We start from the raw sequence: 14050 nt of genomic DNA on the forward strand, positions 1-14050 counted from the left end.
CGCGCGGTGATCCCCGGGCCTGGGGTGATATGCCGGGCCTTCCGAGGGACACCATGCATCTGACGAGGCGAGAACTCCTCCACTATTTCGGCGCGACGGCGGCCACGGGACTGCTCGGTCCCGGATGCATCGGCTGGACGCGCGAGGAGGCCATCCCGGTCGATTCCTGGCACAAGAGCGTGTGCCGCTTCTGCGGCTCGGGCTGCGAGACGCGGGTGGGCCTGCGCGCCGGGAAGGTGGTGAAGGTCGAGGGACTCCAGGAAGGGTGGAACCGGGGTCGGCTGTGCATCAAGGGCCTGCTCAACCGGGAGATCCTCTACGTCTCGGACCGGGCGCACTACCCCATGGTGCGCAAGAACGGGCAGCTCGAGCGCGTCTCCTGGGACGAGGCGCTCGACGCGGCGGCCGCCGGCTTCCGCGAGGCCATGGCCCAGGGTGGACCGGACGCGGTGGCCTTCTACGGCTCGGGGCAGCTCTTCACCCAGGAGAGCTACACCGCCAACAAGCTCTTCAAGGGAGGCCTCGGGACGAACAACGTCGATGGCAACCCGCGCCTGTGCATGGCCTCGGCGGCGTTTGGCTACAAGTCCGTGTTCGGCGCGGACGAGCCCTCGGGCTGCTACGACGACATCGAGCACGCCACGCTCTTCTTCGTCATCGGCGCCAACATGGCCGAGTGCCACCCGGTCGTCTGGGAGCGCGTGCGCGACCGCCTCCGCACCGAGCCCCAGGCGCGCGTCATCGTGGTGGACCCGAGGCGCACGCCCACCGCTCGCGACGCCACGCTGCACCTGCAGATCCGTCCCGGCACGGACGTGGCCCTGCTCAACGCCATGGCGTACGAGCTGCTGCGCACCGGGCTCGTGGACCCGGCCTTCATCAACGACTTCGTCACCTTCCGCCGGGGCACGGCGGACTCGCCGCCGCTCACCCTGGAGGACTTCCGCGCGTTCCTCGAGGACTACGCGCCGGAGAAGGTGGCCAACCTGTGCGGCCTGTCCTCGGCGGAGATCCGCGAGGCCGCGCGCCTCTTCGGCATCTCCCAGGCGGCGTTGAGCTTCTGGACCATGGGGCTCAATCAGCAGACGCACGGAGTGGCGGCCAACCGGATGATGATGGCGCTGCATCTGCTCACCGGGCAGATCGGACGCCCCGGGACCGGGCCCTTCTCGCTGACGGGCCAGACCAACGCGGGAGGTGGCGTGCGCGACACGGGCTCGCTGGCGCACGCGCTGCCCGCCGGACGGGTCGTCACCAAGGCGCATGACCGCCAGGACATGGAACGGCTGTGGGGCCTGCCCGAGGGCCGCATCTCGCCCAACCCGGGCCTGTCCGCCGTGCCGCTCTTCGAGGCCATGCGCGAGGGCAGGGTGCGCGCGGCACTGGTGATGGCCACCAACCCGGCGCGCTCGCTGCCCAACGCGGATCGCTACCGCGTGGGCATGGAGAAGGCCTTCCTCGTCGTCAGCGACTCCATCTTCCCCACCGACACCGCGCGCTACGCCGACGTCTTCCTCCCCGCGGCCATGTGGGCGGAGAAGGAGGGGGTCCTCTCGCAGTCCGAGCGCCGCTACCACCTGGTGGAGAAGCTGGTGGAGCCCCCGGGCGAGGCGCGCTCGGACCTGGACATCCTCGTGGCGCTCGGCGAGCGGCTCGGCCATGGCGCGCTGTTGAAGGCCCGCACGCCCGAGGCCGTCTGGGACGAGTGGCGGAGGGTGTCGGCCGGCACCACCTACGACTTCAGCGGCATGACCTACGCGCGGCTGAAGGCGCTGCCGGGCCTCACCTGGCCCTGTCCCACCGAGCAACACCCGGGCACCTGCCGCCGCTATGTGCCGGGGGAGGATCCGCTGGCGAAGAAGGAGGGGCGCATCGACTTCTATGCCCGGCCGGACGGGCGCGCCGTCGTCTATCTCTCCGAGCAGGGCCCCTTCCGGGAGAGCCTCACGAGCGACTACCCGATGACGCTGACCACCGGGCGCCGGTTGGAGCACTGGCACACCGCCACCCTCACGGGGCGGATTGCCCAACTGAAGGGCATCGACATCGACTACCTCGAAATCCACCCCGGCGACGCGGCGGTGATGGGCGTGAAGGAGGGGGAGCTGGTGCAGGTGACGAGCGCGCGCGGCACGGTGCGGCTCAAGGCGCTGCCCAGCATGCGGGTGAGGCCCGGCGTGGTGTTCGCGCTCATGCACTCGATGGAGCACCTGGTGAACGCGGCGACGAGCGATTACCTGGATCCCACCTCCGCCCAGCCCGAGTACAAGCTGGCCGCGGTGCGGGTGGAGCGCGTGAAGGAGGGCACGTGATGAGCGCCTGGTCCGTGTGGGCGATGGCCACTCCCGAGCCACCTCACGGTGCCACCCTGGGCGGCGCGCTGGAGGTGGTCGCGCTGGGGTGCATTGGTGTGGCGGTGCTGGGATTGCTGCTGGTGGAGTTCGTCTTCAAGTCGCGCATGGCGCGCTCCACGTACCGGTGGACGCTGTTGCTGGGCCTCTTCGTGCTACCGGGCGTGGCGCTGCTGGGCACCACGGGGCACATGTTCGAGTCGATGAAGACCGTGGAGGCCTGTCAGTCCTGCCATGTGATGAACCCCTTCGTGGGGGACATGCACGACCCTCGGAGCGCCACGCTGGCGGCGCGGCACTACCGCTCGGGCGCCATCCCCGACAAGCAGTGCTACGCGTGCCATACGGGCTACGGCATCTTCGGCACCGTGGAGGCCAAGCGCGACGGCCTCCGCCACTGGCTGCTGTACGTGACGGACACGTGGAAGGAGCCCATCACGTACAAGGGCACCTATCCCAACGCCAACTGTCTGGCCTGTCACGCCACCGCGCCCATCTTCACCCGGGTGGACAGTCACAAGGCGCTGGGGACGCAGCTCGCGAATGACGAGATGAGCTGCTTCACCTGTCACGGGTTGCCGCACCCGGCCCGGCCGACCCGCGCCTCCACCCGCGTCACCGCCAGCCAGTGAGCCTCTCCATGCCCTCGTCCGACACGCTCACCCGCGCCGCCGTCGTGCTCTGCGTGGTGGGTCTGCTGTTGCTGCTGCCCATCCTCTCCTCCATCCGCGCCAGCTTCGTGGGCTTCTACATGCTGGGCAGCCTTCTGCTCCTGGTGTCCATCACGTTGTACGTGGTGGCCGTGGTGCGCGAGCTGCGCCGCGGCGGCGCGCTGTAGGCACGGCGCTCATCCGCCGGGTGAAGGATCCAGGCGACACTCGCCTCTTCAGGGTCGAGCAGGCGAGGTACTGGCCGGGCGGCAGGCGTGTGCACCTGCCGCCCGGTGGGACTGCTAGCGCGGCACCTCGGAGTACAGGGCGCTCACCTCACTGTCGCTGAGCGCGCGGCCGAAGGCCTGTACCTCGTCGATCGACCCCGACCAGAAGTCGGTGTCGCCGCCAGCGTACTTCGCGCGCCCGATCGCCAGCGGTCCGGTGCTCACGTCCGCGGTGCCAGCCGCGACGGTCGCCCGCAGGGTTCCGTCGACGTACAGCCGCTGCTCGCTGCCGGCCCGGACGCCGACGATGTGGTACCAGCGGTTGAGTTGCGGCGTCACGACGTACCTGGCGCGTTTTCCTCCAGGCGTGCTGAAGGCGAACGCGCCCTGCCCATACTGCAGGTAGAACGGGTTCTCCGTGCGGCGGCCGTCCTGGCTGACCGCGGTGGCGAAGTTGCCCGGCAGCTTGTCGAGTGTCACCCACGCGGAGATCGTGTAGTCGCCGCGCGTGTCCAGCACCGGGGCGACGGTTTCGGCGAAGTCGCCGTTCCCGTCGAAGCGCAGCGCCTGTCCGCGGACCCCGGCCGTCCAGGCGGCGTTGCCGCGCAGTGCCACGTCGCTTTTCCCGCTGGTGGAATCATGGCCCACCGTGCCGCTGCCCTCGTCGAGCGGCCAGTTCCCGAGGCCGGGGAACGTCGCGTCCTCGCCCGCCTTGGCACCCGCTTCGATCACCCGCCGGTTGATCTCACGCACCGGCCCCGGGTCGACCTTCAGCACCCGCCGGTCGTAGGTGTAGAAGCCGTTGAGCTCGTTCTCCAGGTCGGTGACCTGGGTGTAGATCGAGCCGGACAGCTCCGCCCCGGCGGCGGCCAGGTAATAGGTCTGGGTGTTCTCGACGTACTTCTTGGTCAGTGCCGCCTTGTCCACCACCCCGCTGTAGATGACCGTCGGCGCACCCGGCCACATGTGGCCCGGCGTGCGCAGGGTGAACCCGCCGTGCTCGCCGTCCATGGCCGCGCGCGTGGCATCCGGGTAGGCCGGGCTGTTGTTGCCGTAGTCGTGGTGGTCGATGATGTCACCCCTGCCGGAGTCGCCCTTGGAGTCGCAGCAGTTCACTCCGCTGTGCGCGTTGATCACCCGCGACGGGTCGGTGGCCTTGACCTGATCGGCGATCCGGCCGGTCTCCTGCCGGTTCCACTCGCCCCAGCCCTCGTTGAAGATCACCCAGATCGCGATGGACGGCGAGTTGTGCAACTGCTCCATCATGCGGAGGCCCTCGGAGACGAACGCCTCCTGTCCCTGCGTGTTCGTGATGGTCCCGGAGACGAAGTCCTGCCACACCAGCAGGCCGATCTGGTCCGCGTGGTAGTACCAGCGCGCCGGCTCCACCTTGATGTGCTTGCGGACGGAGTTGAACCCGAGGTCCTTCTGCACCTGGAGGTCCCAGCGCAGGGCCTCGTCGGTGGGCGCGGTGTTGAGCCCGTCGGGCCAGAAGCCCTGGTCCAGCATGGCGAGGGAGAAGATCGGCTTGCCGTTGAGCACCAGCTTCGGGAAGCCGCCCACGTTCTGGATCCCCACCGAGCGCATTCCGAAGTAGCTGCCGACGGTGTCGGTGCTCTGTCCATCGGTGAGGGTGACGTCGAGCTTGTAGAGGTACGGGTCATCCGGCGTCCACAGGTGCGGCTGCGACACCTTCAGCGTGAGCGGGGTGTTGGCCTGACCGGTGATGGTGCCAACCTCGTTTCCGTCGGCGTCGCGGGCCACGGCGGTGACACTGGCGTTGGACGAGGCCGACGCGGAACGCACCTCCACGGAGAGCGAGTTCGTCTGGAGGTTCGGCGTGGTGACGAGGCTGTCGATCGCCGCGTTGGGCACCGGCTCGAGCCAGACGGTCTGCCAGATGCCCGAGGAGGGCGTGTAGAAGATGCCGCTCGGCCTGGAGGACTGCTTGCCTCGCGGCTGATTGGCTCCCGTGGTGTCCGTGACCGCGACGAAGATCTCCTGCTCACCCGTGCCGCTCAGGGCGTCGGTGATGTCGGCGGTGAATGCCGTGTAGCCGCCCTTGTGCTCGGCGACCTGCTTGCCGTTGACCCACACCCGCGCGTGGTAGTCCACCGCGCCGAAGTTCAGCAGGAGCCGCTGCCCGGCGCCGATCTGCCAGGACGCGGGCACGGTGACGAGCTTGCGGTAGAACATGTGGTCCTCGTGGCGCTCCAGCCCGGAGAGCTGGGACTCCACCGGGAACGGCACGATGATGCTTTCCGGCAGCGCCTGGCCGAACACCGGCTGCTGGCCCGCTGCCGCGCCGGAGAACTCCCACGGACCGTTGAGGTTGAGCCATTGAGCACGGACCTGCTGCGGCCGCGGGTACTCGGGCAGAGGTTGGGCCGGGTCGACCTGGTCGGCCCACTCGGTGCGCAGCCGGTGCGTCGAGCCGTTGGTGGCGTCGCGGATGAGCTGCGGCACCTCCTCACCGTCCACGCGCAGGCCACCGGCGCCGTCGTAGGAGACGCGGACGCGCTGACCACGCTGGATGGGCGCGGAGAGAGTGACCTCCACGAGGGACGGGTCATTGGCGGCGATGGCGGCCGAGGCCAGCGGCATCGGGACGGTGTCTGCCGCCACCTCCAGGTGCGGCACCAGGTCGCCGAGCGCGTCGACCGGCTCGGCGAAGTCGAACGTCAGCCGGAGGCCATCCTCGCCGACGGAGAGGAGGACCGGGTAGACCTCGAAGTCGGCCGGCGGGGTGAACGCCGTGGTCGGCACGATCTGCTTGCTGATGGTGGCGCTCGACCACCGCAGGAACATGTTCGCGCCGCCGACGTCCTGGAACATCTCCAACCGGAAGTCGTGTGCCTCGCCCGCGACGAGGTGCACCGGCGCGCTGTTCTGCTCGACGTCCCAATCGCCGACCCAGTGGTCGATCACCGGCTTTCCGTCGAGGAACAGCCGGAAGCCATTGTCGCCGATCGCGGAGAACGTGTAGTCGCCGGTCTCCGGCGCGGTGAGCTGGCCGGTCCACCGGGCCGTGGTGTGCTCGGTACGGCCGGTCAACGTCTGGAAGGTGGCATCCAGGCCAGGGAGGTTGATGTTCGGGTCCAGCGCGACCGCGCCAAGTTCCGCGAAGTCATGGGCGTTGGGCGCCGACGCACGGAAGTACTCGCCCTTGAGCCCGTGCACGACGATAGGAGTGGATGCATCCGGAGTCGATGCATCTGGAGTCGATGCGTCTGGAGTCGACGCGTCCGGGGTCGATGCATCCGGAGTCGACGGGCCCGGGGGCGGTGGCGTGCAGCCAATCAGCGGTAGCTGCACGGAGGCGAGAGACAACAGGATCAGGGCGAGCGATCTGAACTTGGGCCGTAACATGGCGTCCCTTCTTGAACTTGCTTGAACTGTCGTTGGGGTGGAGGCGCCAGAATAGTTTGGGCAGGAACTGCCCAGAATGTCCATCCTGAAGGCCACACGCCAGGAGGTGGCAAAGCATCGCTCCGCGCAGGCTCGAAGGTGTCGCTCGAAGGTGTCAGGGAATTCGAGTGCGACAGCCCGTTACGACACATCGCGGCAAACACGTGAGGCCTGGCCGATTCCCAGAGATGCGCCGGTGCTGCTGAAGCCGGTCAGCTCCGCGGGACGGAGGCGCGGCGGGTTCACGCGATGTCCGCATCGACAGGCCGATTGGGAATCAGGTGATTCTTGAGAACCTGCCCGAGCAGGTATTGACAGGATTCGAGGCGCTCTCGAGGTGGGAGATGACGCCCTGCGGCAGCCCGGCGGAGCTACCCGTGGTCCAGCGCCTCCTGGTGCCCGACGCCCGGCGGGTGACGTGACGGCGGGCAGTCCCGATGACAGCGATCACGCTTCCACGACGGTCTTGATCACTTCCGGCCGCTTGCGGATTCCCAGGCTGAGCGGCACGGCCGCCAGCGCGACGAGCGTGGCCACCAGGTAGACGTCGTTGATGCCCTCCACGAACGAGAACAACTCGATGTGACGGCGTTCCGTCATCCCCTGTCTCACGAGCACCTCGGCCTCCCGGGCCGTGAAGGTGGACAGGAGCGACGTGAAGATGGCGATCGAGAACGCCCCGAACACGTTTCGCAACCAGTTGCTGATGGAGGAGGCGTGGCCGCTCAGCTCGCGTGGAATCTGCTCCATGCCCGCGTTGCTGGCCGGCATCATGGAGAGCGAGATACCCACGTTCCGCACCACCATCCACACCAACATGTAGGATTGTGAAACCTCCGGCGTCAAACGGCTCAGGGCATACGTGCCTCCCGCGATCAGCAGGACGCCAGTCGTCATGAGCGTGCTCGGCCCGAGCGGGCCATACATGCGCCCGACGAAGGGCATCAGGAGCGCCATGGCCAGGGAGGCCGGAAGGAGGATCAACCCGGTCTGAAGCGGCGTCACTCCCTGGATCTTCTGCAGGAACACCGGCACGAGGAACGCGCCCGAGTACAGGCTGATCGTGATGATGCTCGAGATGAGCAGCGTCACCAGATAGCGGCTGTTCGCGAGCACACGCAGATCGAGCAGCGGAGCACTCGTCTTCAACTCCCTCACGACGAAGACGACCAATGACACCGTCCCGAGCACGAACAGGGACACGGTCTTCGCATGCGTCCAGCCCCAGCCCCTCCCCTGGCTCAGGGCGACCAGGAGCGACAGGGTGCCGGTGATGACGGTGAGCAGTCCGGGGAGATCGAACGCCTTCGGGGCTTGCAGGCGGTAGAAGGGAATGGTCCGCATGGCCAGGCCCACGGCGACGAGGCCGAGCGGAACGTTGATGAAGAACAACCACCGCCAGTTGCCCAGGGTGATCAACCAGCCCGCGAAGGTCGGCCCGAACGCGGGAGCGAGGCTGGCTGACAGGCTCCAAAGACTGGCGGCCAGCGCCTGCCGTTCCCGGGGAAGGACCTGATAGATGAGCGTCATGGTCACGGGCATGATGGCGCCGCAGAACGCGCCCTGCAGGAACCGGAAGGCCACGAGCGAGCCCGCATCCCAGGCCAACCCGCACAGCACGGACGCCAGGGTGAAGCCCACCAGGTTGGCCACGTACACCCATTTGAAACTGAAGCGTCCGCCGAGGTAGCCGGTGAGCGGCGCGCTGGTGCCCATGGCGAGCATGAAGCCCGTCAGGGTCCATTGCAGCAGGGAGAGGTCGGCACCGAAATACCTCTGCAGCTCGGGAATGGCGATCGTGATCGTACTGGAACTCAGCACGGACATGAACGACCCGGCGAAGAGGGCGAACATGAACGGCCAGAATCGGATGGCTCGTGGCTCTTCTGATGGGTGCATGGGGCGGGCTATTACCAGACCAGCGGCAGGCTCGCGATCGCCAGGTTGAAGCCACCCACGAACCGCGGCTTCTTCTCGGGATCCAGCCGGAACGGCGGTACGCGCTTCAACCACTCCTGGTAGAACACCTTCATCTCCAGGCGGGCCAGATTCAGACCGACGCACCGGTGCGGACCCGTGTTGAACGTCTGGTGCTGCTCCTTCCGGCCCAGGATGAACTGCTCGGGGTCCGGGAACGCCGCGTCATCGTAGTTGGCCGCGGGCAGGAGCAACGACACCGTGTCGCCCTTCTTGAATTGGACGCCATGGCAGACCTCGTCGCGCATCACCTGCCGGACCGTGGACGCGATGCCATAGAGCCGGAGCAACTCCTCGATGGCTCCGGGCAGGAGGCTGGGATCGGCCCGGAGCTTCGCCTGCAACTCCTGATCGCGCGCCAGGTGCCGGACGCCAAAGCTCAGGGCATTCACCACGGTCTCCAGCCCGCCGAGGAACAAGGCGATGCTGTAGCCCAACATCTCCTGGAACGTGGGGTTGCGGCCGTTGATGTTCGCGTCGAGCAGATGGCTGATCAGATCCTCCTCGCGCTTCTCCTGCCGGGCCTTGATGGTTTCCGCGAGGATCCCCGCGATGCGCTTGAAGGTCACCTCGCGGTCCGCGGGAGTCACCGTGGCGGACGTCGCCTGCGTCGCCAGATGACGGAACTCCGCCAGGCGGTCGGTCGGCATGCCAGCCAGCTTCATGAACAACGTGACGGGCAGCGGCTCGGCGATGTCCGAGAGGAAGTCGCAGCGTCCCGCGGCGAGCACCTTGTCGATGAGCTCGTTCGTCATGTCCCGGATCGCCGTCTCCAGTCCGGCAACGGATTTGGCCGACAGCGGCTGGTTGAGCGGTGCCCGGTACGCGGTGTGCCGCGGCGGATCCGCCGCGACGGGCAGCAGCATCAAGCCCTGCTGCGCTTCCTTGTGTTCCCCCGCGTGTTCCTCCGATTGGTGTCCCGAGACGAGGAAGGCGTTGCTGTAGACCTCCGGGTTCATCGTGATGTCCACGATGGCCTTCTTCCGGGTGACCACCCAGTTGCCCCCGTTATAGGGGGTGAAGAAGATGGGCGGGGCCTCGAGGATGAGGGAACGCATCCGGGCGTGCGGATCCTCGAGCAGCCGCGGATCCCTGGCGTTGTCGTATTCGTAGACCAGCTCCGGCGGGACGTGCGCGGGAATCTTGTCCAACTTCTTTCCGCTAAAGGCGCTCATGTTCGAACTCTCTGGGTGTTGGAGGAAGAGACGTGGGGACCTGTCCGGTCCTCACTCGCTGGTCTGCGAGACGGGAAGACGGACCACCATCCCATCCAGCGCGGGCGTCACCTTGATCTGACAGGTCAGCCGGCTGTTGGGCTTCACGTGGAAGGCGCACGCGATCATTCCCTCTTCCGCCGCATCGGGCGGGGGGAGCTTCGACTGCCAGCCCTCATCGACATAGCCGTGGCAGGTCGCGCAGCTGGCGAAGCCTCCACACTCGCCGACGATTCCTGGCACGAGGTTGTTCAGCGCCGTCTGCATGACGGACTGTCCCTCCTGCGCCTCGACCTCATGCTCCTTGCCATCCGCCTCGATGAACTTGATCTTCGTCATGGTTCCTCTTGGATTTCTTTTGGGTTTTGACTGTCTTCAAGCGGCGATGCTGGTGAGTGGGACGGCCACGTCGCCCAGGCGGGTGGCGTCCACCTCCGCCCGGCTCGAGACCAGCCGCTTCGCGGCCATGAACTCCGCGGGGCGGCCAATGACATCCGCGGCGATGACCCGTCTGTCCTTGAGGTAGAAGGCCGAGAATTCCTTGTGCTCGACGGAGCCCCGCGTGACGCACTGCTCGTAGCCGGTGGAGAGACCCACCATCTGCAACTTCAAGCCGTACTGGTCCGACCAGAACCAGGGAATGGCGGCGGAGGGCTCCCGCTTGCCCATCAGGGTAGCGGCCGCGACCCGCGCATGCTCGATGGCGTTGGGGACGGATTCGAGACGGATGCGTCCGCCCGTGTAGGCGCTGGGCTGATTCGCGCAGTCCCCGATGGCGAGGATCGCCGGATCGGCCGTACAGGCATACTCGTCCACGACGATGCCATTCTGGACGGCCAGGCCCGCCGCGGAGGCCAGCTCCGTGTTGGGGATGAGGCCGATTCCCACCAGCACCAGGTCGGCCTCGAGCCGCTCGGGCACGCCGTGACACGCGAGGCTCACCCCGCGCACCTGACGCCGCGCCTCGTCGAGCTCCAGGCCGCGCACCTCGCAGGAGAGCCGGAACTCCACGCCCCGCTCACGGTGGATGCGCTCGATGAACGAGGACACCTCCGGACCCGTCACCCGGGAGAGCAGGCGAGGCGCCGCCTCCAGCAGCGTCACCCGCAGCCCGGACTGCACGGCCACGGCCGCGACCTCGAGCCCCACGTAGCCGCCACCGATGATGACCAGGTGGTTGCCCGGGAGGAACCCGCCGCGCATCGCCTCGACGTCGGCGAGCGAGCGGATGGAGAACAGGTTCTCGAGCCGGGCACCCTCCAGCCCGGGAAGACTCAAGGGACGTGCCCGGCCTCCCGTGGCCAGGACGAGCTTGTCGTAGGCCAGCCGGCTCCCATCCCTCAGGGAGATCTCCCGCGTGGAGCGGTCGATGGCCTCGACGCGGGTGCCGGGCTTGAACTCGATGCCGAAGCGCTCATAGGTCTCCAGCGGCTTGAGGTAGAGGTCCTTCAGCGCCACCTTTCCCAGAAGGAAGCCCTTCGAGAGCGGAGGCCGCTGGTAGGGCGGATGCGCCTCGTCTCCCAGCAGGAGGACACGCCCCTGGTAGCCCTGCTTTCGCAAGCCGGCCGCCAGCTCGCCACCCGCCTGGCCGGCACCCACGATGACGATGCGCTCTTCCATGGGTCAGTTCATCCGCTCATTGGGAGCGCACAGCCGCGCGCTCACCTTGGACACGGGGGATTCCCAGTGGTTCTCGAACCAGAAGTCGAGGAACAGCGGGGAGGCACGGCCACGACGGTACGCGGCCCAGATCCGCTTCACGTATTCGGAGTGATCGACGCCGGACTGCCGGTCCTTGATTTGTTGGAACGAGCCGAACAGCACGATGAGCATCGCGGTCCGGATCCCCAGGTTGCCCAGGGCGTACGCCTGCAGCTCGATCTCGCCGATCACGTCCGTGCCGTAGCCCGTCACCAGGTGCAACAGGTCATGCGTCTCGCGGTAGCGCTTGGCGATGAAGTCGAGGTCGTTCTTGATCTCGAGCGTCGTCTCGAAGGGCGAGATCTTGTTGTCGCGGAAGTAGCGCGCGAACCCATGGCCGAGCGTTCCCTCCGGCAGGCGCTCGAGCGCGGCCAGATCCAGATCCCTGGCCTCCAGCGAAGGGCGCTTGGACAGCAGGCGGCGCCCATCCTCGCTGCGCTGGATCCGCTGGATGAGCGAGGCGTAGACGTTGTAGTCCAGGCAGGCGTTGATCGTCTGGCCATAGACGGGGTTGCCCTCATTGCCCTTGATCACCTTCAGGATCTTGGTCGCGATACGCAGACGGGTGAACAGGGAGGCGTTTTCGGGGAGGATCAGGGTCTTGGGGTCAATCGCGGGAGTGGCTTGCATGATGGGGTCCAGGGGAGGGGTTCCTACTTCTGCAACAAGCGGCTCATCTGGTTGGAGATGAGCCGCGCCGCGCATCAGGGATTGGGAGACGTCTGTGACCGTTTGACTTCCAGGCCCGCGAGGTCATCGCCCTTGCGCCAGTCGCGCAGGATGTCGATGAACGCGAGCGTGCCGCCCCCGAAACCGGCGTTGCGGATAGCGTTCGGGCCGGCCTGGACTCCCTCGTTGTTGTAGTAGCCGGGCGTGCACTCGGGGCCACCGAAGGAGACGCCCTGCTGCCTGAGGCTGCCGAGGATCACTTCCCACCACTGCTGCTGGGCCTGCTCCGTGGGTTCGATCGTCTCGATGCCACGCTTCAGGCACCGCTCGATGATGTAGGCGGCGTGTTGCGACTGCTCGTCGAGGACGTGAACGAAGTTGATCGCCCAACCGCTCTGGGGGCCGCTGAGCATCAGGAAGTTCGGAAAGCCGCGGCTTTGCATGCCGTGCAGCGTCGCCGTGCCCTCGGCCCAGCTGTCGTGCAGGGACTTGCCGCCGCGTCCGTGGATGTCGAAGCCCAGCCGGCGGGTATAATCGCCCGTGACCTCGAAGCCCGAGGCGTAGATGAGGCAGTCGACCTCGTATTCCTTGCCCTTGACCACCACGCCGGTGGGGGTGAGCCGCTCCACACCCTTGCCCTCGGTGTCCACGAGTTTGACGTTGGGGCGGTTGAACGTGTCCAGGTACTCGTCGTGGAAGCAGGGCCGCTTGCACAGTTGGTAGTAGTAGGGCTTGAGCGCCTCGGCCGTCACCGGATCCTTGACGATGGAGTCCACCCGCGCGCGGATCTCCTCCATCTTGCGGAAGTCCGCCAGCTGGCGGATTTCGGCGGCCTCCTCGGGGGTCTTCGCGCGGCAGCTCTCGTTGTCCTGGAAGATGTAGGTCCAACCGTCCCGGACCATGTCGACATCCTGTTGTTGACCGGAGACGATCGCGGTGAAGTTGCGGATGCGCTCCTGCTGCCAGCCGGGCTCGAGCGTCTTCACCCATTCCGGATCCGTCGGCTGGTTGCCTCGCACGCCGACGCCCGAGGGCGTGCGCTGGAAGACGTACAACTGTTTGGCCGACGCACCGAGGTGGGGGATGGCCTGGACCGAGGTCGCACCCGTCCCGATGATGCCCACGCGCTTGTCGGCCAGCTTGCTCAGGCCGCCATAGGGGCCGCCGCCGGTATAGGCATAGTCCCAGCGGCTGGTGTGGAAGCTGTGGCCCTTGAAGGTCTCGATGCCCGGGATGCCGGGCAGCTTCGCCTTGTGGAGGATGCCACCGGCGGTGATGACGAACCGCGCCGCGAGCTTGTCGCCCCGATCCGTCGTGATGTTCCAGCGCTGGGTGTCCTCATCCCAGTCCATCGTCTGGATCAAGGTCTGGAACAGCGCCGCCTTGTAGAGATCGAACTTGCGGCCAATGCGCTGGCAGTGGACGAAGATCTCCGGCGCCTTGGCGTACTTCTCCTTCGGCATGTAACCGGTTTCCTCGAGCAGCGGCAGGTAGATATAGGACTCCACGTCGCAGGCGGCGCCCGGATAGCGGTTCCAGTACCAGGTGCCGCCGAAGTCGCCTCCCTTCTCGATGATGCGGAGGGACTCGACCCCCGCCTGGCGCAGCCGCACCCCCGCCAGCATGCCGCCAAAGCCACCCCCGACAATCAAGACGTCGATCGTCTCGGTCACCGCCGGACGGGTGAAGCCGGGCTCGACATAGGGATCCCGGTCGAAGTCCTTGTAGACGCCGCTGAGGTCGACATATTGGGTGTTGCCGTCGGGGCGCAGCCGCTTCTCGCGCTCGATCCGGTACTTCTCCTTCAAGGCCTCCGGGGAAAAGGAAGCCTCACCCTTCTTCGTCGTATTCAT

At 67.1% G+C, this 14050-nt stretch carries 11 protein-coding genes; 4 read left to right on the plus strand and 7 right to left on the minus strand.

The window, feature by feature from the left end; genetic code table 11:
• The first annotated feature begins 53 nt into the window (after nt 1-53).
• From CYFUS_RS16875 to CYFUS_RS16885, 3 genes are read left to right on the plus strand one after another with little or no spacing between them, the layout of a single operon-like run.
• Entirely contained in the window at nt 54-2312 is a 2259-nt protein-coding gene (locus tag CYFUS_RS16875; RefSeq protein WP_095986158.1) for a molybdopterin oxidoreductase family protein, read from the plus strand.
• Complete coding sequence (locus CYFUS_RS16880; RefSeq protein WP_095986159.1) at nt 2312-2983, plus strand: NapC/NirT family cytochrome c; 672 nt, start codon at nt 2312-2314, stop codon at nt 2981-2983. Before CYFUS_RS16875 ends, CYFUS_RS16880 begins: the two co-directional genes overlap by 1 nt.
• Before the next feature lie 8 nt (nt 2984-2991).
• Nucleotides 2992-3189, plus strand: a complete 198-nt coding sequence (locus tag CYFUS_RS16885; protein WP_095986160.1) for a hypothetical protein — start codon at nt 2992-2994, stop codon at nt 3187-3189.
• Nucleotides 3190-3303: 114 nt separating this feature from the next.
• Here the strand turns inward: CYFUS_RS16885 and CYFUS_RS16890 are convergent, their stop codons facing one another.
• Nucleotides 3304-6597, minus strand: coding sequence for a LamG-like jellyroll fold domain-containing protein (locus CYFUS_RS16890; RefSeq protein WP_095986161.1), 3294 nt, complete (start codon nt 6595-6597; stop codon nt 3304-3306).
• A gap of 320 nt (nt 6598-6917) precedes the next feature.
• Here CYFUS_RS16890 and CYFUS_RS50625 point away from each other — a divergent pair, with 320 nt between their 5' ends.
• A complete protein-coding gene (locus tag CYFUS_RS50625) occupies nt 6918-7058 on the plus strand; it encodes a hypothetical protein (RefSeq protein WP_157758486.1) in 141 nt (46 codons plus the stop codon).
• A gap of 25 nt (nt 7059-7083) precedes the next feature.
• On the opposite strand, the gene CYFUS_RS16895 is transcribed toward CYFUS_RS50625, so the two are convergent.
• From CYFUS_RS16895 to CYFUS_RS16920, 6 genes are all read right to left on the minus strand, one after another.
• Nucleotides 7084-8535, minus strand: a complete 1452-nt coding sequence (locus CYFUS_RS16895) for a DHA2 family efflux MFS transporter permease subunit (RefSeq protein WP_095986162.1) — start codon at nt 8533-8535, stop codon at nt 7084-7086.
• A gap of 11 nt (nt 8536-8546) precedes the next feature.
• Nucleotides 8547-9788 carry a cytochrome P450 gene (locus tag CYFUS_RS16900; protein ID WP_095986163.1) on the minus strand — a complete coding sequence of 414 codons (1242 nt, stop codon included), beginning with the start codon at nt 9786-9788 and terminating at the stop codon, nt 8547-8549.
• 51 nt (nt 9789-9839) lie between these two features.
• Nucleotides 9840-10166 carry a 2Fe-2S iron-sulfur cluster-binding protein gene (locus tag CYFUS_RS16905; protein ID WP_095986164.1) on the minus strand — a complete coding sequence of 109 codons (327 nt, stop codon included), beginning with the start codon at nt 10164-10166 and terminating at the stop codon, nt 9840-9842.
• A 36-nt stretch (nt 10167-10202) separates the two neighbouring features.
• Entirely contained in the window at nt 10203-11447 is a 1245-nt protein-coding gene (locus tag CYFUS_RS16910) for an NAD(P)/FAD-dependent oxidoreductase (RefSeq protein WP_095986165.1), read from the minus strand.
• A gap of 3 nt (nt 11448-11450) precedes the next feature.
• Entirely contained in the window at nt 11451-12158 is a 708-nt protein-coding gene (locus CYFUS_RS16915; RefSeq protein ID WP_095986166.1) for a Coq4 family protein, read from the minus strand.
• Nucleotides 12159-12232: 74 nt separating this feature from the next.
• Nucleotides 12233-14050, minus strand: a complete 1818-nt coding sequence (locus tag CYFUS_RS16920) for a flavin-containing monooxygenase (protein WP_198316599.1) — start codon at nt 14048-14050, stop codon at nt 12233-12235.

The organism is Cystobacter fuscus (assembly GCF_002305875.1).
Classification (GTDB): Bacteria; Myxococcota; Myxococcia; order Myxococcales; family Myxococcaceae; genus Cystobacter; species Cystobacter fuscus_A.